The 21,587-nt window shown below is 73.2% G+C and carries 25 protein-coding genes; 19 read left to right on the forward strand and 6 right to left on the reverse strand.

Features of this window, described 5'->3' with window-relative positions; genetic code table 11:
• Positions 1–65: 65 nt before the first annotated feature.
• Positions 66–443, reverse strand: a complete 378-nt coding sequence (locus ABD644_RS03625) for an FKBP-type peptidyl-prolyl cis-trans isomerase (protein WP_344687149.1) — start codon at positions 441–443, stop codon at positions 66–68.
• A 141-nt stretch (positions 444–584) separates the two neighbouring features.
• Here ABD644_RS03625 and ABD644_RS03630 point away from each other — a divergent pair, with 141 nt between their 5' ends.
• Both ABD644_RS03630 and ABD644_RS03635 read left to right on the forward strand, forming a co-directional pair.
• Positions 585–974, forward strand: a complete 390-nt coding sequence (locus ABD644_RS03630; RefSeq protein ID WP_344687150.1) for a VOC family protein — start codon at positions 585–587, stop codon at positions 972–974.
• Between the two features lie 26 nt (positions 975–1,000).
• A complete protein-coding gene (locus ABD644_RS03635) occupies positions 1,001–2,707 on the forward strand; it encodes a glycoside hydrolase family 13 protein (protein ID WP_344687151.1) in 1,707 nt (568 codons plus the stop codon).
• A gap of 91 nt (positions 2,708–2,798) precedes the next feature.
• Here ABD644_RS03635 and ABD644_RS03640 read toward each other — a convergent pair whose 3' ends face one another.
• Positions 2,799–4,058, reverse strand: a complete 1,260-nt coding sequence (locus ABD644_RS03640; RefSeq protein WP_344687152.1) for an acyl-CoA dehydrogenase family protein — start codon at positions 4,056–4,058, stop codon at positions 2,799–2,801.
• Positions 4,059–4,199: 141 nt separating this feature from the next.
• Here ABD644_RS03640 and ABD644_RS03645 point away from each other — a divergent pair, with 141 nt between their 5' ends.
• The gene (locus ABD644_RS03645) at positions 4,200–4,859 is read left to right on the forward strand and encodes an NUDIX domain-containing protein (RefSeq protein WP_344687154.1); all 660 of its coding nucleotides are present in this window, start codon (positions 4,200–4,202) and stop codon (positions 4,857–4,859) included.
• 26 nt (positions 4,860–4,885) lie between these two features.
• On the opposite strand, the gene ABD644_RS03650 is transcribed toward ABD644_RS03645, so the two are convergent.
• A complete protein-coding gene (locus ABD644_RS03650) occupies positions 4,886–6,865 on the reverse strand; it encodes an acetoacetate--CoA ligase (protein ID WP_344687156.1) in 1,980 nt (659 codons plus the stop codon).
• 55 nt (positions 6,866–6,920) lie between these two features.
• Here ABD644_RS03650 and ABD644_RS03655 point away from each other — a divergent pair, with 55 nt between their 5' ends.
• Genes ABD644_RS03655 through argG form a run of 3 tightly spaced genes read left to right on the forward strand, consistent with a single transcriptional unit; the run spans position 6,921 to position 9,340 of the window.
• Positions 6,921–7,325 (forward strand): DUF2237 family protein, encoded by a 405-nt coding sequence (locus ABD644_RS03655; protein ID WP_425547374.1) that lies wholly within the window; start codon positions 6,921–6,923, stop codon positions 7,323–7,325.
• Positions 7,326–7,354: 29 nt separating this feature from the next.
• Positions 7,355–7,849 (forward strand): glutathione peroxidase, encoded by a 495-nt coding sequence (locus ABD644_RS03660; RefSeq protein WP_344687158.1) that lies wholly within the window; start codon positions 7,355–7,357, stop codon positions 7,847–7,849.
• A 42-nt stretch (positions 7,850–7,891) separates the two neighbouring features.
• The gene (gene argG / locus ABD644_RS03665) at positions 7,892–9,340 is read left to right on the forward strand and encodes an argininosuccinate synthase (RefSeq protein ID WP_344687159.1); all 1,449 of its coding nucleotides are present in this window, start codon (positions 7,892–7,894) and stop codon (positions 9,338–9,340) included.
• A 4-nt stretch (positions 9,341–9,344) separates the two neighbouring features.
• Here argG and ABD644_RS03670 read toward each other — a convergent pair whose 3' ends face one another.
• Positions 9,345–9,716, reverse strand: coding sequence for a cupin domain-containing protein (locus ABD644_RS03670; RefSeq protein WP_344687160.1), 372 nt, complete (start codon positions 9,714–9,716; stop codon positions 9,345–9,347).
• Positions 9,717–9,789: 73 nt separating this feature from the next.
• Between ABD644_RS03670 and ABD644_RS03675 the strand changes: the two genes are divergently transcribed.
• The 4 genes from ABD644_RS03675 to ABD644_RS03690 are packed head-to-tail and all read left to right on the forward strand — an operon-like array spanning position 9,790 to position 13,211.
• The gene (locus ABD644_RS03675) at positions 9,790–10,236 is read left to right on the forward strand and encodes a MarR family winged helix-turn-helix transcriptional regulator (protein WP_344687161.1); all 447 of its coding nucleotides are present in this window, start codon (positions 9,790–9,792) and stop codon (positions 10,234–10,236) included.
• Between the two features lie 46 nt (positions 10,237–10,282).
• A complete protein-coding gene (locus ABD644_RS03680) occupies positions 10,283–11,329 on the forward strand; it encodes a FecCD family ABC transporter permease (RefSeq protein ID WP_344687162.1) in 1,047 nt (348 codons plus the stop codon).
• Positions 11,326–12,390 carry a FecCD family ABC transporter permease gene (locus tag ABD644_RS03685; RefSeq protein ID WP_344687165.1) on the forward strand — a complete coding sequence of 355 codons (1,065 nt, stop codon included), beginning with the start codon at positions 11,326–11,328 and terminating at the stop codon, positions 12,388–12,390. The genes ABD644_RS03680 and ABD644_RS03685 overlap by 4 nt, the downstream gene beginning before the upstream one ends.
• Entirely contained in the window at positions 12,387–13,211 is an 825-nt protein-coding gene (locus tag ABD644_RS03690) for an ABC transporter ATP-binding protein (protein ID WP_344687167.1), read from the forward strand. Before ABD644_RS03685 ends, ABD644_RS03690 begins: the two co-directional genes overlap by 4 nt.
• A gap of 9 nt (positions 13,212–13,220) precedes the next feature.
• Here the strand turns inward: ABD644_RS03690 and ABD644_RS03695 are convergent, their stop codons facing one another.
• Positions 13,221–14,186 (reverse strand): EamA family transporter, encoded by a 966-nt coding sequence (locus tag ABD644_RS03695; protein WP_344687168.1) that lies wholly within the window; start codon positions 14,184–14,186, stop codon positions 13,221–13,223.
• A 141-nt stretch (positions 14,187–14,327) separates the two neighbouring features.
• Between ABD644_RS03695 and ABD644_RS03700 the strand changes: the two genes are divergently transcribed.
• Positions 14,328–14,711 carry a hypothetical protein gene (locus ABD644_RS03700; protein WP_344687169.1) on the forward strand — a complete coding sequence of 128 codons (384 nt, stop codon included), beginning with the start codon at positions 14,328–14,330 and terminating at the stop codon, positions 14,709–14,711.
• Here the strand turns inward: ABD644_RS03700 and ABD644_RS03705 are convergent.
• On the reverse strand, positions 14,694–15,374 hold the full coding sequence (locus tag ABD644_RS03705) for a TetR/AcrR family transcriptional regulator (RefSeq protein WP_344687170.1): 681 nt from the start codon (positions 15,372–15,374) through the stop codon (positions 14,694–14,696). The two genes, ABD644_RS03700 and ABD644_RS03705, sit on opposite strands and share 18 nt — an antisense overlap.
• A 46-nt stretch (positions 15,375–15,420) precedes the next feature.
• Between ABD644_RS03705 and ABD644_RS03710 the strand changes: the two genes are divergently transcribed.
• From ABD644_RS03710 to ABD644_RS03745, 8 genes are all read left to right on the forward strand, one after another.
• The gene (locus ABD644_RS03710) at positions 15,421–15,858 is read left to right on the forward strand and encodes a nuclear transport factor 2 family protein (RefSeq protein ID WP_344687171.1); all 438 of its coding nucleotides are present in this window, start codon (positions 15,421–15,423) and stop codon (positions 15,856–15,858) included.
• Entirely contained in the window at positions 15,855–16,325 is a 471-nt protein-coding gene (locus ABD644_RS03715) for a PNPOx family protein (protein ID WP_344687172.1), read from the forward strand. The genes ABD644_RS03710 and ABD644_RS03715 overlap by 4 nt, the downstream gene beginning before the upstream one ends.
• Positions 16,326–16,354: 29 nt before the next feature.
• Positions 16,355–17,194 carry a thioesterase family protein gene (locus ABD644_RS03720; protein ID WP_344687173.1) on the forward strand — a complete coding sequence of 280 codons (840 nt, stop codon included), beginning with the start codon at positions 16,355–16,357 and terminating at the stop codon, positions 17,192–17,194.
• The gene (locus ABD644_RS03725; RefSeq protein ID WP_344687174.1) at positions 17,194–18,090 is read left to right on the forward strand and encodes a mechanosensitive ion channel family protein; all 897 of its coding nucleotides are present in this window, start codon (positions 17,194–17,196) and stop codon (positions 18,088–18,090) included. Before ABD644_RS03720 ends, ABD644_RS03725 begins: the two co-directional genes overlap by 1 nt.
• Positions 18,087–18,542: an Rv3103c transmembrane domain-containing protein gene (locus ABD644_RS03730; RefSeq protein ID WP_344687176.1), complete on the forward strand. Its 456-nt coding sequence runs from the start codon at positions 18,087–18,089 to the stop codon at positions 18,540–18,542. The genes ABD644_RS03725 and ABD644_RS03730 overlap by 4 nt, the downstream gene beginning before the upstream one ends.
• 108 nt (positions 18,543–18,650) lie before the next feature.
• Entirely contained in the window at positions 18,651–19,583 is a 933-nt protein-coding gene (locus ABD644_RS03735; protein ID WP_344687177.1) for an ABC transporter substrate-binding protein, read from the forward strand.
• A 12-nt stretch (positions 19,584–19,595) separates the two neighbouring features.
• Complete coding sequence (locus ABD644_RS03740) at positions 19,596–20,564, forward strand: amino acid ABC transporter permease (protein WP_344687178.1); 969 nt, start codon at positions 19,596–19,598, stop codon at positions 20,562–20,564.
• Positions 20,561–21,352 carry an amino acid ABC transporter ATP-binding protein gene (locus ABD644_RS03745; RefSeq protein ID WP_425547376.1) on the forward strand — a complete coding sequence of 264 codons (792 nt, stop codon included), beginning with the start codon at positions 20,561–20,563 and terminating at the stop codon, positions 21,350–21,352. The genes ABD644_RS03740 and ABD644_RS03745 overlap by 4 nt, the downstream gene beginning before the upstream one ends.
• Positions 21,353–21,587 lie beyond the last annotated feature (235 nt).

The raw sequence follows: 21,587 nt of genomic DNA on the forward strand, positions 1-21,587 counted from the left end.
GAACGATGTCCCTCAGGCGGCCGCTTCGGCATCGGACATGGCCGCCTGGGGGACACCGATCGACGTCAGCGCACCGCCACCAGGTCCACGACGAACACCAGGGTGGCGCCGGGCTTGATGACGCCGCCGGCGCCGCGCTCGCCGTACGCCTTGTGCGCGGGGATCGTCAGCCGGCGGCGGCCGCCGACCTTCATGCCGGCGATGCCCTCGTCCCAGCCCTGGATGACCATGCCCACGCCGAGGCGGAACTCCAGCGGGTCGCCGCGGTCCCAGGACGCGTCGAACTGCTCGCCGCCCTCGTGGGTGACTCCGACGTAGTGGGCGCTCACCAGGCTGCCCGCGGTCGCCTCGGGGCCGTCGCCGACGACGAGGTCCTCGATCACCAGGTCGTCCGGGGCGGGCCCGGTCGGCGGGTCGACCTCGGGTCGGGTCAGCTCGGCCACGGTTCTCCCTCCCGCACCGGGACGGTCCCGGCGTCGTCGTCCCATCCAATCAGCGCTCCGGTGGGGCCGCAGGAAGGGCCCGGGACGACGGCGGCGCGTCCGCCCTACCCGGGTGTCGGCCCCCGCCGCTACGGTCCGGGCATGATCGACCACCTTGGCCTCCAGGTTGCCGACGCCGAGGCCGCCGCCGCCTTCTACGTGCGCGTCTTCGCCGCCTGCGGCATCCGCGAGGCCATGCGCCACGACACCCCGAACGGCCCCGTGGTGGGCCTCTGCGGGCCCGACGGGATGCCCCAGCTGTGGGTGAGCCCGATGGAGGACTCCGGCCACCGCCCGGTGCACCTGGCGCTGCAGGCCCCCTCGCGCGAGGCCGTCGACGCGGTGTTCGCCGCCGCGAAGGAGACGGGCACCGAGATCCTGCACGAGCCGAGGGTGTGGCCCGAGTACCACCCGGGGTACTACGGCGTCTTCGTCCGGGACCCCGACGGCAACAACGTCGAGGCGGTCCACCACTCGCCGCCGTCGTCCTGACGGAGGCCGACTCCGAGGAGGACGCGGTGACCGCCGACGCCCCCTGGTGGACCCGCGCGGTCGTCTACCAGGTCTACCCGCGCTCGTTCATGGACTCCGACGGCGACGGGATCGGCGATCTCGGCGGCGTCCTCTCCCGGCTGGACCACCTGAGCGACCTCGGCGTCGACGTCCTGTGGCTCTCGCCGGTCTACCCGTCGCCGCAGGCGGACAACGGCTACGACATCAGCGACTACCAGGACATCGACCCGCTGTTCGGTTCGCTGACCCAGCTCGACGAGCTGATCGAGGCGCTGCACTCCCGCGGGATGAAGCTGCTGATGGATCTGGTGGTCAACCACACCAGCGACGAGCACCCGTGGTTCCGGGAGTCCCGGTCGTCCCCGGCCTCGCCCCGGCGCGACTGGTACTGGTGGCGCCCGCCGCGCGGGGGCATGGCCGCCGGTGACCCGGGCGCGGAGCCGACCAACTGGCAGTCGTTCTTCTCGGGCCCCGCCTGGACGCTGGACCCGGCCAGCGGCGAGTACTACCTGCACCTGTTCGACCGCAAGCAGCCCGACCTGAACTGGGAGAACCCCGAGGTCCGGCAGGCGGTCCACGCGATGATGCGGTGGTGGCTCGACCGCGGGGTCGACGGGTTCCGCATGGACGTCATCAACATGATCAGCAAGGTGGTGGCCGACGACGGCCACCTGCACGACGGCCCGCCGCTGCCGGGCTCCTCCCTCGGCGACGGCTCGGGGCAGTTCCTGTGCGGCCCGCGGATCCACGAATTCCTGGCCGAGATGCACCGCGAGGTGTTCGCCGGGCGGGACGGAACGTTCCTGACCGTCGGCGAGATGCCGGGCGTGACCGTCGAGGACGCCGAGCTGTTCACCGACCCGGCCCGCGCCGAGGTCGACATGGTCTTCCAGTTCGAGCACGTCGGGCTCGACCACGGCGCCCGGAAGTGGGACATCCAGCCGCTGCGGATGCGCGACCTCAAGGCGTCGTTCGGCCGATGGCAGGCCGGCCTGGCCACCTCCGGGTGGAACTCCCTGTACTGGGACAACCACGACCAGCCGCGCGCGGTCTCCCGCTTCGGCGACGACTCACCGCGCTACCGCCGCGACTCCGCGACCTGCCTGGCCACGCTGCTGCACCTGCACCGCGGCACGCCGTACGTGTACCAGGGGCAGGAGATCGGGATGGCCAACTACCCGTTCCAGACCCTCGACGACTTCTCCGACCTCGAGTCGCTCAACCACTACGTGCACGCCGTCTCCGCCGGCGAGGAACCGGCCCACGTGCTGGCCGCGCTCCGGAAGATGAGCCGCGACAACGCCCGCACCCCCGTGCAGTGGGACGCGTCGCCGTCGGCCGGCTTCACCACCGGCACGCCGTGGCTGCCGGTCAACCCCGACCACGTGGAGTGGAACGCCGAGCGGCAGCGGTCCGACGACACGTCGGTGCTCGCCCACTACAGGCGGCTCATCGCGCTCCGGCACGAGAACCCGGTCGTCGCCCTGGGCGACTTCCACATGCTGCTGCCCGACCACGAGCAGGTGTACGCGTTCACGCGGTCCCTCGACGGCGAGGTGCTGCTCGTGGCCTGCAACCTGAGTCGCACCCCGCAGCCGCTGGCCGACCTGCTCCCCCAGACCACCGGGGCCGAGCTGGTGCTCGGCAACCTGCCGGTCGACGACCCCGCCGTACTGGCACCGTGGGAGGCCCGGGTGCTGCGGTTGCCGTGACTGCTCGTGCGCGGTTGCGCGCGCCCTGCGAGTGGTGCACCACCCAGAAGGCGGCAGCAACCGCGCAAGAGCGCGGACGGACGACGGCGGCTCAGGCCAGCGGGCTGCGGGGGAGCAGGCGGTCGCTGATGATCCGCTTCTGGATCTCGCTGGTGCCCTCGAAGATCGTCGTCAGCCGGGCGTCGCGCCAGTGCCGCTCGACCTGCCGCTCGGTCGTGTAGCCGTTCCCGCCGTGCAGCTGCATGGCCTGGTTGGTCACCCGCACCGACATCTCGGTCGCCTCGAGCTTGACCATCGACGCCTCCTTCGCGCACGGCAGGCCGAGGTCGAGCAGGTGGGCGACCTGGCGGTAGAAGGCCCGCGACTGCTCGATCTGCGCGGCCATCTCCGCGACGTTGAACCGCAGTGCCTGGAAGTCGGCGATCGGGTGCCCGAACTGCTCGCGCTCCTGGAGGTAGAGGATCGAGTCCTCCAGCGCGGCGCGGGCCAGGCCGACGGCCCGGGCGGCGGTGTGCACCCGCGCGGTGTTCAGGAACTTCTGCGCCTCGGCGAACCCGGCCTGTTCGGCGGCCTCGCCCTCCTCGTCGCTGTCCTCCCGGGCGGCCTTGGCCTGGTCGATGACGTTGTCCTTCGGGATGCGGACGCCGTCGAACTGCAGGTCCCAGGTGAGGAAGCCGTGGTAGCCGACCTTGTCGATCGGGTAGCCGGAGAGGCCCTCGGGGAACTGCCCCCGCTCCTTCTCCAGCAGCAGGTTGACCAGCCCGGCCGAGCGCGACTCCCCCTCCTCCGGGTCGCGCTCGCGGACCAGCACCTGGATGAAGTCGGCGGCCTTCGCGTTGCCGCACCAGCGCTTGTGGCCGGTCACGACCCACACGTCCCCGTCCAACACCGCCCGGGTCGAGACCCCGGCCAGGTCGGAGCCGGCGTCGGGCTCCGACAGCGCGATCGCGCCGATCCAGTCGCCGCGCGCGCTGCGGGCCAGCAGGTCGTGCCGGCGCTCGGCGTCGAGGACGGCGGTGCCCAGCCCCTGGGAGCGGGCCAGGATGCTGGCCGTCGACATCCACGCGCGGGCCAGCTCCTCGCTGACCATGCAGTACTCGAAGACGCCGAGCCCGAGCCCGCCCTGCTCGGCAGGCACGGTGATGCCGAAGTAGCCCAGCTCGGCCAGCCGCGACAGCAGGGACGCCGGGATCTCGCCCTTCTGCGGGTCCAGCTCGTTAGCGACCGGCAGCACCTCGTCCATCGCGAACCGGCGGGCCTGCTCCTGCAGCTTCTCCCGCTCCGGCGTGTGCCACGGCGGCAACAGCTCCGGCGGCTTCGGCTGCCAGGTCTCGCTCTCGCTCGACGTCATCGTCGGCTCACTCCTCGGCGGGCGGGGTGGGGCGGGCGGGCTCTTCGGGTGTGGGTTCGTACACCTTGGTGGCTGGGGATGCCCGCCGCACGCCGTCGTCATCCGGAAGGTGAGCGAGACCACGCCCTAGGGTGCTCACCCGTGAGCGTGCCCGGCGTCGACGTCCCCGACCATCGCGGCCGCACCGGCCTGGACCGGGTGGGCCGCGACCTCGCCGGCAACCCCGACATCGTCGTCCGGGAGGTCGAGCTCCTGGCCAGCGGATGGCACGTGCTGCGACGGACGACGCTCGAGCGGCGCCGTCCCGACGGGACCTGGACCACCGAGCAGCGGGAGACCTACGACCGGGGCAACGGCGCCACGCTGCTGCTCTACGACGCCGACCGGCGCACGGTGCTGCTCAGCCGGCAGTTCCGTTTCCCCGCGTACGTGAACGGCCACCCCGACGGCATGCTGCTGGAGGCCGCCGCGGGCCTGCTCGACGACGAGGACCCGGAGACCGCCGTCCGCCGCGAGGTCGAGGAGGAACTCGGCGTCGCCGTCGGCGAGGTCGAGCACGTGTTCGACGTGTGGATGAGCCCCGGGTCGGTGACCGAGCGGCTGCACTTCTACGTCGCGCCGTACTCCCCCGCCGACCGCACCGGGAACGGCGGCGGCCTCGAGGAGGAGGGGGAGGACATCGAGGTCGTCGAGCTCGACATCGACGAGGCACTCGACATGATCGACGACGGCCGGATCGCCGACGCCAAGACGATCATGCTGCTCCAGTGGGCCGTCCTGCGCGGCCCGTTCCGCCCCTGAGTCAGCTTTCGGTACAGAAAGCTGGTTCAGGCCTGACGGCGTTCCTGGGCGAGGCGGACGTAGTGCTCGACCGCGGCGGCGTCGTCGACGGCCCCCACGTTCAGCGCCTTCGCCGGGTCGACGCCCTGGAACAGCCGCTTCAGCGGCACCTCCAGCCGCTTCCCGGTCCGCGTGTGCGGGACGGCGGGGACCTCGATGATCTCGTCGGGCACGTGCCGGGGGCTGGCCTGCTCGCGGATCGCCGCCCGGAGGGTGGCCACCAGCTCGTCGGTCAGCGACTCCCCGGGCGCCAGCTGCACGAACAGCGGCATCCAGTAGCCGCCGTCGGGCTGCTCCACGCCGAGGACGACGCAGTCGAGCACCGCCGGGATCGACTCGACGGCGGCGTAGATGTCGGCGGTGCCCATCCGGACGCCGCCGCGGTTGAGCGTGGAGTCCGAGCGGCCGGTGATCAGGCAGGTGCCGCGCTCGGTGATCTCCAGCCAGTCGCCGTGCCGCCAGACGCCGGGCCACGGCTCGAAGTAGGCCTCCCGGTACCGCGACCCGTCCGGGTCGTTCCAGAAGTAGAGCGGCATCGTCGGCATCGGCTCGGTGACCACCAGCTCGCCCAGCTCGCCGACGACCGGCCGTCCCTCCTCGTCCCGGGACGCCGCGGCGACGCCCAGCATCGGCCGCTGCAGCTCCCCCGCCGTCACCGGCAGCAACGGCGAGCTGCCGATGAACCCGGTGGCCACGTCGGTGCCGCCCGACAGCGAGCCGAGCAGCACGTCGGGCTTCACCGCGTCGTAGACCCACCGGAAGGCCGCGGCGGGCAGCGGCGAGCCGGTCGACCCGATCGTCCGCAGCGCCGAGAGGTCGTGGTCCTCGCCCGGCCGGAGGCCGGCCTTCTCGCACGCGGTCAGGTAGCCCGCACTGGTGCCGAGGTAGGTGATGCCGGTGCGCGCGGCGAGGGCGAACTGGGCGTCCAGCTGCGGGTAGGCCGGGGCGCCGTCGTGGACGACCACGGTCGCGCCCACGAGCAGCGCCGACGTCGCCAGGTTCCACATGATCCAGGCGGTCGAGGCGTACCAGAAGAAGCGGTCACCCGGCCCGACGTCGAGGTGCAGGCCGAGGTTCTTGTGCTGCTCGAGCACCACCCCGCCGTGGCCGTGCACGATCCCCTTGGGCAGCCCGGTCGTGCCCGACGAGTAGACGATCCACAGCGGGTGGTCGACCGGCAGCGCCGCGAACTCGGGCTCGCAGACGCCCGCGACCGCGTCGGCCCACGCCAGCGCGCCGTCGGGGAGGTCGTCGCGCAGCCGGGGGACGGCGATCGTCGCCCGCACGGTGGGCAGCGCGGCCCGCAGCTCGGCGACCACGTCGCGCCGGTCGTAGTCCTTGCCGTTGAACCGGTAGCCGTCGACGGCGACGAGCACGCTCGGCTCGATCTGGGCGAACCGGTCGAGCACCGCGCGGGTGCCGAAGTCGGGCGCGCAGGAGGACCACACCGCCCCGATCGAGGCCGTGCCGAGGAACGCGACGACCGCCTCGGGCACGTTGGGCAGGTAGCCGGCCACCCGGTCGCCCGGCTGCACGCCGAGCTCGCGCAGGGTGGCCGCGAAGGCGCCGACCTGGCCGCGCAGGGTCGCCCAGGAGATCTCGACGGGGTCGCCGTCCTCGGCGGTGGCGATGAGCGCAGGGCGCTGATCAGTGGCGTGCCGCAACGCCTGCTCCGCGTAGTTGACCGTGCGTCCCGGGAACCAGACGGCGCCGGGCATCGACCGGTCGGTCAGCACCTCGTCGTCCGGGACGCCGGGCAGCACGCCGGACCACTCGGCGACCTCGGCCCAGAACTGGTCGAGGTGCTCGAGCGACCACCGCCACAGAGTGTCGTAGTCGGGAGGCGAGCCGAAGGACAGGCCCCGCCGCCGCTCGACCGATGCCGCGAACGCCGCGATCCGGGTGGCGCCGACGCTCTCCGGCGTGGGCTGCCACAGGACCTCGGGGGTCGACGGTTCGACGCTCATGTCCGCACCCTGCCATCCTGACCGCGCGCCCGTCCCTCTGGAGCCAGGAGCCGCCGTGACGCCCGAGCCCACCGAGGAGCGCAACGTGCTCGGCGCCCCGCTGGAGCCGTGCGGCACCGACCCGGTCACCGGCTTCTACCGCGACGGGAGCTGCACCAGCGGACCGGACGACCTGGGCCGGCACACCGTCTGCGCCGTCGTCTCCGCCGACTTCCTGGCGCTGCAGCGCGACCTCGGCAACGACCTGATCACCCCGCGACCGGAGTACGGCTTCCCGGGGCTGAAGCCGGGGGACCGCTGGTGCGTGGTCGCCGCCCGCTGGATGCAGGCCTACCAGGCCGGCGCGGCGTCCGGCGTCGTGCTGGCGGCCACCAACGAGCGCGCCCTGGAGATCGTGCCCCTCGAGGCGCTGCGCCAGTACGCGGTCGACGTGCCCGACGACGTCAGCAGCCTGGAATGAAGTCCGCACCCTGAGCGCTGCGGCGGTGCATGAGCGACCTCCTTGACCTGCCCGTGGCCACGCTGGAAGGCAACCCGGCGACCGTCGGCGCGCTGACCGAGGGGCGCGTGGCGCTCGTCGTCAACGTCGCGAGCAAGTGCGGGTTCACGCCGCAGTACGCCGACCTCGAGGCCCTGCACGAGGAGTACCGCGACCGCGGCTTCACCGTGCTCGGCGTCCCGTGCAACCAGTTCAAGGGCCAGGAGCCCGGAACCGCCGAGGAGATCGCGCAGTTCTGCTCGGCCACCTACGGCGTGACGTTCCCGCTGACCGAGAAGGTCGACGTGAAGGGGCCGGACGCACACCCGCTCTACGAGCGGCTGACCGAGGCGCCCGACGCGTCGGGCACCGCGGGCGACGTGCAGTGGAACTTCGAGAAGTTCTTGATCGACCGCAGGGGCGCCGTCGTCGCCCGGTTCCGGACGAAGGTCGAGCCGCAGGCGCCCGAGGTCCGCGAGGCGATCGAGGCGGCGCTCGCGAACTGACCGCCTTTGCATGGTCATGCATAGGCGTGCATAATCCTGAGCATGTCCAAGGTGCTCACCTCCCTGCCGGTCGGCGAACGCGTCGGGATCGCCTTCTCCGGGGGGCTCGACACCTCGGTGGCCGTCGCGTGGATGCGGGACAAGGGTGCGGTGCCCTGCACCTACACGGCCGACATCGGCCAGTACGACGAGCCCGACATCGACTCGGTGCCCGGCCGGGCGACGGCGTACGGCGCCGAGATCGCCCGGCTCGTCGACTGCCGCGCGGCGCTCGTCGAGGAGGGGCTCGCAGCCCTGACCTGCGGTGCGTTCCACATCCGGTCCGGCGGCCGCAGCTACTTCAACACCACCCCGCTCGGGCGGGCGGTGACCGGCACCCTGCTCGTGCGGGCGATGCTCGAGGACGACGTCCAGATCTGGGGCGACGGGTCGACCTTCAAGGGCAACGACATCGAGCGGTTCTACCGGTACGGACTGCTCGCCAACCCCTCGCTGCGGATCTACAAGCCGTGGCTGGACGCCGACTTCGTGCACGAGCTCGGCGGCCGCAAGGAGATGTCGGAGTGGCTGCTCGCCCACGGTCTGCCGTACCGCGACAGTGCCGAGAAGGCCTACTCGACCGACGCCAACATCTGGGGTGCGACGCACGAGGCCAAGACGCTCGAGCACCTCAACACCGGCATCGAGACCGTCGAGCCGATCATGGGCGTGCGCTTCTGGGATCCCGCCGTCGAGATCGCCCCCGAGGACGTCACGATCGGCTTCGCCCAGGGCCGGCCGGTGACGATCAACGGCAAGGAATTCGCCTCCGCCGTCGACCTGGTGCTGGAGGCCAACGCCATCGGCGGCCGGCACGGCATGGGCATGTCCGACCAGATCGAGAACCGCATCATCGAGGCCAAGAGCCGGGGCATCTACGAGGCGCCCGGCATGGCGCTGCTGCACGCGGCCTACGAGCGGCTGGTCAACGCGATCCACAACGAGGACACCCTCGCCAGCTACCACAGCGAGGGCCGGCGGCTCGGCCGGCTGATGTACGAGGGCCGCTGGCTGGACCCCCAGGCGCTGATGCTGCGGGAGTCCCTGCAGCGCTGGGTCGGCATGGCGGTCACCGGCGAGGTGACCCTCCGCCTGCGGCGCGGCGAGGACTACTCGATCATCGACACCACGGGCCCCGCCTTCAGCTACCACCCCGACAAGCTCTCCATGGAGCGGACGGAGGACTCGGCGTTCGGCCCGGTGGACCGGATCGGCCAGCTGACGATGCGCAACCTCGACATCGCCGATTCCCGCGCCAAGCTCGAGCAGTACGCCGGGCTCGGCATGGTGGGGGGTTCGACGCCCGCGGCCATCGGCGCCGCACAGGCGGCCTCGACCGGGCTCATCGGTGCGATGACCGCGGGCGGCGCCGAGGTGATCGCCTCGCGCGGCGAGGTCTCGGACGAGGACGAACTGCTCGACCGCGCCGCCATGGAGGCCGGCACCGACTGACGCCTCAGCTCGCCCAGGGCGGCGCGATCGTCGAACCGTCCGGGAGCCGGGCCTCCAGGCCCGGGGTGGTGGTCACCCAGGCAGCGGCTCCCGCGGGCCCGCCGTCGACCTGAAGTTCGGCATCGGCGGGCACGAGGACGACGTCGCCCGCGCACACCTGCGCCCGCTCGCCGTCGAGCGTGACCTCGAGGCTGCCGGCCAGCACGAGCAGGACCTCCTCGCGGCTGGGCCGGTGCGGGGCGCCGATCAGGCCCGGCGGCACGTCGAGCCGCCAGCTGCACAGCTCGCGGCTGCCGCGGGAGGGCGCGACGTAGGCGGTGAAGCGGCTGCCGTGGGTCTCGAAGGTCTGGGCGTCGGGGGCGCGGAAGACGGGCACAGGGATCTCCTCCAGTGGTCAAGTTGGTTGACCATATGGTCAAGCTGCTTGACTGCTCTGTCAAGGTGGAGCCATGGACGAGGAGAACTGGACGACGGCGGCCGCGGTGCTGGGTCTGGCCGGCCGGTTGATCGACGGCGTCCAGGCCGGCATGTCGGCGCGCGGCTTCTCCGACGTCCGACCGGCTCACGGCTTCGCCTTCGCGCGGATCAGCGCGGGCGCCGCCACCAACGCCGACATCGCCGAGCACCTGGGGATCACCAAGCAGGCAGCCAGCCAGTTGGTCGAGCAGCTGGTCGGCCGCGGATACGTCGTGCGACACCCCGATCCGCGCGACGCCCGCGCCCGACTGCTGGAACTCACCGACCGCGGGCGCGCGTGCACAGCCGCCGCGGAGGAGGCGGCCGCGGAGGTGGTCGAGGGCTGGCGCGCGCGGCTGCCGGCCGAGGGGTTCCGGGCGCTGCGCGCGGCCCTGGTCGCCCTGGGGCCGCCCGGGCCGCTCCGCATCTCCTGGAGATGAGTAAGGTAAGCCTTCCCTAGCTTGCCCTCGCCTCTGGGAGCCGCACGTGACCGTTCCGGTCGTCGCACCGGCTTCCCCGGCCCGGCGGATGCCCGTGCGGACCCGGCGACTGCTCGGCCTGGGCCTGCTGGTCGTACTGGCGGTCGTGGCCGCACTGGCGAGCATCGCCGTCGGCACCCGGTCGATCGGCCTGGGCGACGTCTGGCGCGCGCTGGCCGACCCGTCCCTGGCCACCGACGACGCCGTGATCGTGCGCGGCCTGCGGATCCCCCGGACCGTGCTCGGGCTGCTCGTCGGCACCGCGCTCGGCATCGCGGGCGCGCTGATGCAGGGGCACACGCGCAACCCGCTCGGCGATCCCGGGCTGCTGGGCGTGACCGCGGGCGCCTCGCTGGCCGTCGTCCTGGCCATCTCGCTGCTCGGTGTGGGGACGCCGGCGGGCTACGTGTGGTTCGCCCTCGCCGGCGCCCTGGCCGGCACCGTCCTCGTGTACGCGATCGGCTCGGCCGGCCCCGGCGGCGCCACCCCGCTGACCCTCGCCCTGGCGGGCGCGGCCCTCTCGGCCCTGCTCTACGCCCTCGTGCGGGCGCTGCTCGTCGGCGACGCGCAGACCCTCGACAGCTTCCGCTTCTGGGTCGTCGGCTCCCTGGCCGGCCGGGGAGCCGATGTCGCCTGGCAGGTCGCGCCGTTCATCGCCGTGGGCATCGCCCTGGCCGTGGCGAACACGCCCGCGCTGAATCTGCTGTCGCTGGGGGAGGACGTCGCCCGCGGGCTGGGCCAGCGCATCTGGCCCGCCCGCGCCGTGGGGCTGTTCGCCGTCACCCTGCTCTGCGGCGCCGCGACGGCCGCCTGCGGGCCGATCGCGTTCGTCGGGCTGGTCGCGCCGCATGTCGTCCGCGCCTTCACCGGCCCCGACCACCGATGGCTGATCCCGTGCGCCGGTCTCCTCGGGGCGGTGCTGCTGCTGACCGCCGACGTGCTCGGCCGCGTCGCGGCACGGCCGGGTGAGCTGCAGGCGGGCATCGTCCTGGCGCTGATCGGGGCTCCCTTCTTCATCGCGCTCGTCCGCCGCCGCCGGACGGTCGGGCTGTGAGCGCGACGACGGCGACCGCCCAGGCCGTGCGCCTCGGTCCGGTGTCCGGGCGGCTGCGCTGGCGATCCGTGCTCGTGCCGCTGACCACCGGCGTGGTCCTGGTGCTCGTCTCGGCGCTCAGCCTGGGCCGCGGGGACTTCCCGATCGGCGTCGGCGACGTGCTCCGCACACTGGTCGGCCTCGGCGATCCGTCGCAGGCGTTCGTGCTCCTCGAGCTGCGCGCCCCCCGGATCGTCGTCGGCGCGCTGGTCGGCACGGCGCTGGGCCTGGCCGGTGCGCTGTTCCAGACCTTCGCCCGCAACCCGCTGGCCTCCCCCGACGTCCTGGGCATCACCCAGGGCGCGTCGGTGGGCGCCGTCGCGGCCATCGTGCTCGCCGGCGGGGGCGGGCCGGCCGGGGCGCTGCTCGGCGGCCTCGGCGTCCCCGTCGCCGCCCTGGCCGGCGCCCTGCTCGCCGGGAGCCTGCTGCTGGCGCTGACGTGGCGCTCGGGCATCGACGGCTACCGGCTGGTCCTCGTGGGCATCGCGCTGTGGTCGGCCGCCGCGGCGCTGACCGACTGGCTGCTCACCCGGGCCGACATCACCGACGCGGCCGCGGCCTACGTCTGGATCACCGGTTCGCTCAACGCCCGCACCTGGGACCACGCCCTGCCGCTGCTGGGGACGCTGGCCGTGGTCCTGCCCCTCGCGCTGGCCACGAGCCGGGTGCTCGGCGTCCTCCAGTTCGGCGACGACACCGCCCGCGGGCTCGGCGTGCGGCTGCCCCTGGCCCAGACGGTGGTCGTGCTGCTCGCGGTGGTCGCCGTCGCCGTCGCCGTCGCCGCGTCGGGACCGGTCACGTTCGTCGCGCTGGTCGTCCCGCAGATCGCGGTGCGCCTCACCGGCGGCTCCCGGCCGCCGCTGCTGGCCTCGGCGCTGCTCGGCGCGGTGCTCGTGGTCGGTGCCGACCTCGCCGCCCGGACGGCGCTCCCGCAGGCGCTTCCCGTCGGCATCCTCACCGCCGTCCTCGGCGCGCCCTACCTGCTCTGGCTACTGGTCCGCGGAAGGCGGAGAACGACATGACCCAGGTCCTGCACCGCCCACCCGTCCGGACCGGACCGGTCCGTCTCGCGGCCGAGCGCGTCCGGCTGGCCTACGACGATCGCGTCGTCGTCGACGACCTCGACCTCGAGCTCACCGAGGGGTCGTTCACGGCGATCGTGGGACCCAACGGCTGCGGCAAGTCCACACTCTTGCGCGCACTGGGCCGGCTGATGCGGCCGCAGGCGGGCCGGGTGCTGCTCGACGGCCGGGCGATCGCACGGACGCCGACCCGCGAGGTGGCCCGCGTGCTCGGCCTGCTCCCGCAGACGCCGACCGCGCCGGAGGGGCTGACCGTCGCGGACCTGGTCGCCCGCGGCCGGCACCCGCACCAGAGCTGGCTGCGGCAGTGGTCGAGGGACGACGAGGCGGTGGTGGCCGAGGCGCTGGCGTGGACCGACCTGTCCGATCTCGCCGACCGCCCGGTGGACGAGCTGTCCGGCGGCCAGCGGCAGCGCGCGTGGATCTCCATGGCGCTGGCGCAGGGCACCGACCTGCTGCTCCTCGACGAGCCGACGACCTATCTCGACCTGTCCCACCAGATCGACGTCCTCGACCTGGTCTTCCGCCTGCACGCCGACCGCGGGCGCACCGTCGTCGTCGTGCTGCACGACCTCAACCTCGCGGCGCGCTACGCGCAGCGGTTGGTGGCCATGAAGGACGGCGCGCTGGTGGCCTCGGGGACACCGGCCGAGGTGCTCACCGAGCGGCTGCTGGCCGACGTGTTCGACCTGGAGGCGCGAGTGATCCCCGATCCCGTGGCCGGGACGCCGATGGTCGTCCCGGTGCGCCGCCTCCGCTGAACGGTCTCGCTAGCTCGCCAGGGCGGCGGGCGTCTCGGGGAGAACGGTGGGCACCGGCGTGGCGCGGGCGGTCTGGGCCAGCACGATCCCGGTCAGGACGACGACGCCACCGGCGACCTGCCATCCCGACAACACCTGCTCGAGCCACAGCCAGGCGACGATCGAGGCGAACACCGGCTCCGCGGTGGCGACCAGGCCGGCCGCCGTCGGGGGCAGGTGGCGCAGCGCGGCGATGGACAGCCAGAACGGCACCACGGCCCCGAGGACGACGATCCACGCGACCAGCACCCACAGCGGCAGCTCGAGCGAGCCCAGCGAGAGCGGCACGTCCTCGGCGAGCACGCCCGCGTCGAAGCTCCACCACGGCGCGGCGATCGCCCAGAACACCGCCGCCGCCACGAAGCTCCAGCAGGTCAGCGCCACCGGGTCGCGGGTGACCGTGCCCCGCTCGCCCATCAGGTAGTAGGTGGCCAGGCAGAGCGCGGCGATCAGGGCGGCGCCCACGCCGACCGGGTTCAGCGAGCCGCCGCCCTGCCACACCTCGGCGACCAGCACCAGCCCCGACAGCGAGAGCAGCAGCGCCAGCCACAGCCGGCTGCGCACCTTCTCGCGGCGGACCAGCCAGACGTAGAGGGCGATGAACACCGGCGCCGTCATCTCGAAGACCAGCGCGATCCCGACCGGCATCCGCCCGATCGCCACGTAGTACAGGAACTGGGTGAGCGCGACGCCCACGACGCCGAAGACGGCGAGGAACGGGACCTCGCGCCAGGTGATCCGCAGGCGCGCCGGCGCCACCACGGCCAGGACGGCGACCAGGGTGATCGCCGCCCCGGTGCAGCGCAGCGCGGTGAGGTTGGTGGCGGGGATCCCGGCCTGCAGGGCCAGCGTCGACACCGTGCCGTTGACGGCGAAGATCGCCGCGGCCGCCAGCGTGAACGCGTAGCCGAGGGCCGGATGGGCGGTGCGGGGCACCCCGGCAATGTAGTCCCCGTCCAGGGTTGTGCCCCCTACCGGGGGGAGTCGCGACGTGTCGTCCGGCGCACCGCGGGACGCCGGCGGGCTCCGGCGCGTTGTTCCCTGGACAGGCGCCCGCAGCGACACCGAGGAGGTCCCGTGGAACCACGGCCCCCCTGGTCCGACCGGCGGCGCCGCACCCTGCTGGCCCTGGCCGGCGCGATGCTCGCGTTCACGCTGGCCGGCATCGGCCTCCCGGGCGAGTTCGGCGCGACGTCGGCGATCCTCGCCGCGCTGTGCGCGTTCCTCTTCGTGGTGGCCACCGTCGTGTTCGTCGCCGTCCCGGGCCCCGGCACGCTGGGCACGCTCGCGCGCTCGGTCCCGCTGGCCGGCGCCTCCCTCGTGGTCGCCGTCCTGCTGCTGCTGTCCACCCCTGCCGACCTGCGCTGGCTGTGGGTGACCGGCACCGTCGTCACGGCCGCCTGGACCGCCGCCGCGCTCTGGGACTCACGCCGGAGCGGGCAGTCAGACGGCCGGCCCTGACGAGGCGGTCCGAGCGTGCGGTTCGAGGAGCGCCGCGACGTACGCGTCGCCGACCCAGGCGCCGAACCGGTCGGTCGACCACCCCCGCTGGCCGACCATCAGGTCGTAGACCTCCGGGGCGGTGAACAGCCAGAAGACGTCGCGCGCCTCGTCCACGGTGACACCCGCGCGCAGATGTCCGCCGTCGGCGAGGCGTCGCGCGTGGCCGGCCATCCTCTCCAGCCGCTCTGCCTGCATCTGCTGCCACGCGGCCGCGAGTTCCTCGTCCGCCCCCGCCGCCGCACTGACCAGCAGCATCAGCGGCGCCACGCGCGCCGTCACCGCGCCGACGATCGCCCCGAAGCCCCGGAGCCGGCGCACCGGGTCCGCTTCGTGGACCGAGATCCGGTCGGCGCGCTCCTCCGCGGACTCGCGGGCGTCTCCCCTGATCGCATGGTGGAAGACGGCGAGGACCAGTCGCGCCTTGCTCCCGTGCGCCTTGTAGACCGACTCCACGGAGACGCCTGCCTCGGCAGCGACCGCGGCCATGGTCGTGGCCGCATATCCACCGTGCAGGAACAGCCGTTGCGCTGCGTCGAGGACACGCCGCCGCGCATCGTCGGCGCGCGCCCGGCGACGCGTCGTGTCGTAGCGCCTCTTGACCGCACCGGGGGAGGAGTCCACGGTGCCACTATCCGATACAGAGGCATGTAACGAAAGGCGGTCCGCGATGACGGATCACCCGCCCACGATGCTCCACCGCCTCCAGCAGGCGATCGACGCACACGACCTCGACGCGCTCGTGGCGCTGTTCGCGGCGGACTACCGCAACGAGACGCCCGTCCATCCCGCCCGCGGCTTCGCCGGCCGCGACCAGGTCCGGGCGAACTGGACCCACATCCTCGCGGCGGTGCCCGATCTCCGGGCCGTCCTCCTCCGCTGGGCGGAGGGCTCCCCCGAGGACCCGGCGCTCTGGGCCGAGTGGGACTGGTCGGGCAACCGGGCCGACGGGAGCGTCCTGCGGATGCGTGGCGTGACCGTCCTCGGCCTCGACCGGCAACGGCACCAGGACGTCGTCCGGTGGGCGCGCTTCTACATGGAGCCGGTGGACGACGACGGATCCGGCGTGGCCGAAGCCGTCCGGCGCACCATGGGTGCGGTCCGGTGACGACCGCGGCCGGCCCCCGGTCCACGCCTCCGCCGCGCACGCTCATGCGCTGGGTGGTCAATCCCGTAGTCCGGTCCCTGGCCCGGTCCCCCGCCGCCGGCGTGACCGGCGCGGTGCTCCTGCTGGAGTTCACCGGCAGGCGCAGCGGACGACAGCTGAGCGTGCCCGTGCTCGCTCGTCCCCATGCGGGCGCGCTGTACGCCCTGACCGACGCCTCGTGGGCGCTGAACTTCACCGGTGGCGCCTCCGTCACCGTCACCGCCCGTGGCCGGCGGTGGGCCGCCCGCGGCGAACTGGTGGAGGACCCGGCGGAGACCGCGGCGGTGGTGCGGACCGCGATCAGCACCACCGGGGCGAAGAAGGTGGGGCTCCGCATGCCGCCGGGGTGGGTGGCGACGGACGACGAGCTGTGCGCCCTGAGGCGAGCGGTGCGGATCAGCCCGGGCGGGCCCGACCCCTCGCGGTGAGCGTCGGTCCGCCAGGCCAGACTGCGGGTATGGATCTGCCCGGCGCCCTCTACGTCCCCACGACGGCCGACGGCTTCGAGGCCACCGAATTCGCGGCCACCGAGTTCCAGGCCACCGAGTTCCAGGCCACCGCGCTGACCATCGGCCCCTGGGACCCCGCCTTCCAGCACGCCGGCCCTCCCGCGGCGCTGCTGGCCCGCGCGGCGGAGCGGGCGAGCGGTATCGAGGGCGGCCAGACCGTCCGGCTGGCCTACGACATCCTCGGGCCCGTCCCGGTCGGCCCGATGCGGATCTCCACCGAGGTGCTCCGGCCCGGCCGCCGGATCGAGCTGCTGGAGGCGGTGCTCTCCGGCGCCGACGACCGCCCCCTCATGCGGCTGACCGCCTGGCGGATGCGCGTCCGCGACGACGGCGCGACGCCCGTCGACGCGCCCCCGGTCCCGGTGCCCGCCGGACCCGAGCAGAGCCGGCCGGAATCGGCCGCCTTCTTCACCCAGGAGATCGCCTACCACCGGGCCCTGGACTGGCGCTTCGCCGCGGGCAGCTTCAACGCACCCGGACCGGCCGCCGCGTGGACCCGGCCGCAGTGCACCCTCGTCGAGGGCGAGCCGATGTCGCCGCTGGAACACCTCCTGGTCATGACCGACGCGGCCAGCGGGATCTCCGCGGCGCTCGACTGGCAGGCCGCCACGTTCGCCAACGTCGACCTCACCGTGGCCCTGCACCGCCCGCCGCGGGGCGAGTGGCTCGGGATGGACGCGCGGACGGTGCTCGGCGACTCCGGCGCCGCCCAGGCCTTCGCCGTGCTGTTCGACGCCGAGGGCGCGATCGGCCGCTCGGCACAGTCGCTGTTCGTCGAGGCCCGCTGATGTCCGCAGCCCTCGACGACGTCCTGACCTGGTTCGCCGGGCGCGGCCTCGAGGTCGTGCTGATCATCCTCGGGTCGGTGCTGCTCGCCCGGTTCGTCGCCTGGACCGGCAACCGGATCACCGACCGCATCGACGCCAAGGCCACCGGCGGGGACGCGCTCGTGCGCTCGGAGGCGGCCAAGCACCGCCACTCGCTGACCCAGGTGCTCACCTGGGCGGCGATCGTGCTCATCTACTCGATCTCGGTCTTCTTCGTCCTCGAGCGGCTCGGCGTCCCGGTGACCGGCCTCGTCGCACCAGCGACCGTGCTCGGTGTGGGTCTGGGGTTCGGCGCCCAGCGCATCGTCGGCGACGTCCTGGCCGGCTTCTTCATCATCACCGAGCGCCAGTACGGCTTCGGCGACGTCGTCTCGATCCAGGTCGTCGGCGGCGGCGACCCCGCCGAGGGCACGGTCGAGGACGTCACGCTGCGGGTCACCCGCGTGCGCTCCCAGAACGGCGAGGTGATCACCGTCCCGAACGGGCAGATCGTGAAGGTGGTCAACCTGTCCCGCGACTGGGCGCGGGCGGTGGTCGACGTCCCCGTCCCGACCAGCGTGGACGTCAACCGGGTGAACGAGATCCTCCGCGAGGTCGGGCGGGACGCGTTCCGCGACCCGGCGATGCGGCCGCTGCTGCTCGACCCGCCGACCGTCATGGGCGTGGAGAGCCTCGGGCTGGACGAGGTGAACGTGCGGGTGGTCGCACGCACGCTGCCGGGCAAGCAGTTCGAGGTCGGGCGGGACCTGCGCGCCCGCATCGTGCGGGCCTTCGCCGGCCAGGGCATCACCGTGGCGCCCCCGCCGGCCCAGGAGGCGGCACTCGTCGACGGCGCCGGCCGGGAGGGGGACGCATGACCGGGCCCGACGACGCGACCCGCGAGCAGGAGGTCGTGGACCAGCCGACGGTCAGCACCGCCCCGCCGCCGGCCCGGCCGCACCGCTGGTGGTCGGGCATCCCCTCGCACCTGGGGCGAGCGCGGACGTCCACCGCCGTCCTCGGGGTGTTGTTCCTGGCCCTGTTCGCCCTCTACCTCAACGTGCGCCCCGACCCGGAGGGGACGACGACGACCGGCGGGGACACCCCGGTGACCGAGCCCGCCACGACGACCGGCGGCACCACCCCGGCGCCGACGACGACCACGCCGCCCGCCCCCACGAGCACCGCCGTCCCCACCACTCCCGAGGACACCACGACCGCACCGACCACGGAGTCGACGCTCCCGTCGGAGACCACCCCCACCGTCCCGACGACGACGGGGACGACGTCGGTGCCGGCGGTCCCGACGACGGCGACCCCGACGGGGTAGCGGCAGGACCGGTGACGTAGGTCCTGCGAACCTGCGACCACTGGGTCCGGACGCGACACGCTCCGCGCGCGACAGTCGGCGTCGTACGCCTCCCGAGGAGTGGTCGCCGTGACCGGACGTCCCCTGACCCGTCGAGCGGCCGCTGCCGTGGCGGCCCTGACCAGCGTGACCCTCGTCGCCGCGGGCTGTGGCGGGGACTCCGGCGACACGTCGTCCGGCTCGGGGGACGGCAGCAGCGCCACCCCGCTGCCGTCGGTCGCCGCCGACGACGCCCTGGCCGCCATGGTGCCCGCCGCGGTCAGCGAGGACGGCGTGATCTCGGTGGGCAGCGACACGACCTACGCGCCCAGCGAGTTCATCGCCGAGGACGGCGAGACGATCGTCGGGTTCGACGTGGACCTGTTCACGCTGGTGGCCCAGAAGCTGGGGCTCGAGGCGCAGTTCGAGACGGCGCCGTTCGACTCGATCATCGCCGGCGTCGGATCGGGGCGGTACGAGGTCGGCGTCTCCTCGTTCACGATCAACGCCGAGCGCATGACCCAGGTGAACATGGTCAGCTACTACTCGGCCGGCACCCAATGGGCGACGCGGGCGGGCAACCCGGACGACGTCGACCCCGACGACGCCTGCGGCCTGGCGATCGCCGTCCAGAAGGCGACCGTGCAGGTCGACGACATCACCGCCCGCTCCGACGCGTGCGTGGCGGCCGGCGACGAGCCCATCACGATCGACCAGTACGACGGCCAGGACCAGGCCACCGCCGCGATCGCCTCGGGCCGGGACGCCGCCGGCCTGGCCGACTCCCCCGTCATGGCCTACGCGGTCGACCAGACGGGGGACCAGCTCGAGCTGCTCGGCGACATCTACGACTCCGCCCCCTACGGCTACGTCGTGCCGAAGGACGAGACCGACTTCGCGCAGGCGCTCGCCGACGCGGTGCAGGCGCTCGTCGACGACGGCAGCTACCTCGAGGTCCTGCAGCGGTGGGGCGTCGAGGACGGCGCGATCGACGATCCGACCGTGAACCCGGCCGCCGGCTGAGTCCCGTTCGCCATGCCCCCCGAGACGGCCTCCGACACCGCGACCCGGCAGGCGCCGCCGGAGCAGATCACGGCGATCCCGGTGCGGCACCCCGGCCGGTGGATCGCCGCCGGCCTGATCGCGGTGCTCATCGCGATGTTCGTGCACATGCTCGTCACGAACCCCGTGTTCCAGTGGGGCTTCATGGTCGACAACATGTTCACGCCGGCGGTCCTCCGCGGAGCCCGGACGACGCTGATCATGACCGTCTTGGCGATGGTGCTCGGGGTGCTGCTCGGCATCGTCCTCGCGGTCATGCGCCTCTCGCCGAACCCGGTCGTGTCCGGGGCGGCGTGGACCTTCATCTGGTTCTTCCGCGCCATCCCGCGCATCGTCCTGCTGTTCTTCTGCGCCAACCTCGGTGCGCTGTACGCGACCTACGACCTCGGCATCCCGTTCGACCGCCAGCTGATGGACTTCTTCGGGTTCAGCGGTGACCTGCGGTTCCTCGGCCTCGACGGCAACCAGATCTTCGCCGGCTTCACCGCGGGCCTGATCGGCCTGGCGCTGTCCGAGGCGGCGTACATGGCCGAGATCGTGCGGGCCGGCATCCAGTCGGTCGACCCGGGGCAGACCGAGGCCGCCAGCGCGCTGGGCATGAGCCGGAGCCGGACGATGCGCCGGATCGTCCTGCCCCAGGCGATGCGGGTGATCATCCCGCCGACCGGCAACGAGACGATCGCCATGCTCAAGGACACCTCGCTGCTCATCGCGGTGCCCGTGACCAGCGAGCTGAACTTCCAGCTGCGGGCGATCGGCAGCCGGACCTTCCAGATCATCCCGATGGCCGTGGCCTCGATCCTCTGGTACCTGGCACTGTCCAGCCTGCTCATGGTGGGGCAGCACTTCCTGGAGAAGCGGTTCAGCCGCGGCTTCGGCACGCGGGAGACGCGGGCCCAGCGCGCCGAGCGAACGGCCCGGATCGTGGGGAGCTCGCATTGACCGGCGACGCGGGCGGCCCGGTGCCGGCCGGCCCGATGGTCAAGGCCGAGGGAGTGTGCAAGTCCTTCGGCCAGCTCGACGTGCTCAAGGGCATCGACCTCGAGGTCGCCCCGCGCGAGGTGATGTGCGTGATCGGCCCCTCCGGGTCGGGCAAGTCCACGTTCCTGCGCTGCGTCAACCACCTGGAGAAGATCAACGCCGGCCGGTTGTGGGTCGACGGCGAGCTCATCGGCTACCGGGAGAAGGGCGGCAAGCTGCACGAACTGCGGGACCGGGAGGTCTCCGCGCAGCGACGGGACATCGGCATGGTGTTCCAGCGCTTCAACCTCTTCCCACACATGACCGCGCTGGAGAACGTCATCGAGGCGCCGATCCAGGTGAAGGGGCTCCGCCGGGACGCCGCCCGTGACCTCGGGGCCGCTCAGCTGGAGCGGGTGGGCCTCGGGGACCGCGTCCACTCCTACCCGAACCAGCTCTCCGGCGGCCAGCAGCAGCGGGTGGCCATCGCCCGCGCCCTGGCCATGGAACCCAAGCTCATGCTCTTCGACGAGCCGACGTCGGCGTTGGACCCCGAGCTGGTCGGTGAGGTCCTCGACGTGATGCGTGGTCTCGCGGAGAGCGGCATGACGATGCTCGTCGTCACGCACGAGATGGGCTTCGCCCGCGAGGTCGGCGACACCCTGGTGTTCATGGACGACGGCGTCGTCGTCGAGGCGGGCGCACCCCGACGGATGCTGGCCGACCCCCAGCACGAACGGACGAAGGCGTTCCTGTCGAAGGTGCTCTAGGAGGCCAGTGCCCTTCCTGAATCTCAGCGTCGCGCCGTTCCCCCCGTCGGACGAGTCCCCGATCCAGCAGGCTCCTAGAACGGTGGGTCGTCGTCGGGTTGGTCCGGGGGTGGTTCGGGTGGGGGTCGGCGCAGGCCCGGTGGCCAGGTCGTGCGGGTGATCCCGGACGGGGTGGTGACGTGCAGGGTGCCGTCGGGCTCCATGACGAACTGCCAGCCGCGGGCGAAGGTCTTCA

Source organism: Blastococcus jejuensis (genome assembly GCF_039534705.1).
Taxonomy (GTDB): domain Bacteria; phylum Actinomycetota; class Actinomycetes; order Mycobacteriales; family Geodermatophilaceae; genus Blastococcus_B; species Blastococcus_B jejuensis.

Excerpts from the sequence above, each read along its gene's own strand:
- ABD644_RS03630 (WP_344687150.1), top strand. The coding sequence starts at position 585 with ATGATCGACCACCTTGGCCTCCAGGTTGCCGACGCCGAGGCCGCCGCC.
- ABD644_RS03640 (WP_344687152.1), bottom strand. The coding sequence starts at position 4,058 with ATGACGTCGAGCGAGAGCGAGACCTGGCAGCCGAAGCCGCCGGAGCTG.
- ABD644_RS03650 (WP_344687156.1), bottom strand. The coding sequence starts at position 6,865 with ATGAGCGTCGAACCGTCGACCCCCGAGGTCCTGTGGCAGCCCACGCCG.
- ABD644_RS03660 (WP_344687158.1), top strand. The coding sequence starts at position 7,355 with ATGAGCGACCTCCTTGACCTGCCCGTGGCCACGCTGGAAGGCAACCCG.
- argG (WP_344687159.1), top strand. The coding sequence starts at position 7,892 with ATGTCCAAGGTGCTCACCTCCCTGCCGGTCGGCGAACGCGTCGGGATC.
- ABD644_RS03675 (WP_344687161.1), top strand. The coding sequence starts at position 9,790 with ATGGACGAGGAGAACTGGACGACGGCGGCCGCGGTGCTGGGTCTGGCC.
- ABD644_RS03690 (WP_344687167.1), top strand. The coding sequence starts at position 12,387 with ATGACCCAGGTCCTGCACCGCCCACCCGTCCGGACCGGACCGGTCCGT.
- ABD644_RS03710 (WP_344687171.1), top strand. The coding sequence starts at position 15,421 with ATGACGGATCACCCGCCCACGATGCTCCACCGCCTCCAGCAGGCGATC.
- ABD644_RS03720 (WP_344687173.1), top strand. The coding sequence starts at position 16,355 with ATGGATCTGCCCGGCGCCCTCTACGTCCCCACGACGGCCGACGGCTTC.
- ABD644_RS03725 (WP_344687174.1), top strand. The coding sequence starts at position 17,194 with ATGTCCGCAGCCCTCGACGACGTCCTGACCTGGTTCGCCGGGCGCGGC.
- ABD644_RS03730 (WP_344687176.1), top strand. The coding sequence starts at position 18,087 with ATGACCGGGCCCGACGACGCGACCCGCGAGCAGGAGGTCGTGGACCAG.
- ABD644_RS03740 (WP_344687178.1), top strand. The coding sequence starts at position 19,596 with ATGCCCCCCGAGACGGCCTCCGACACCGCGACCCGGCAGGCGCCGCCG.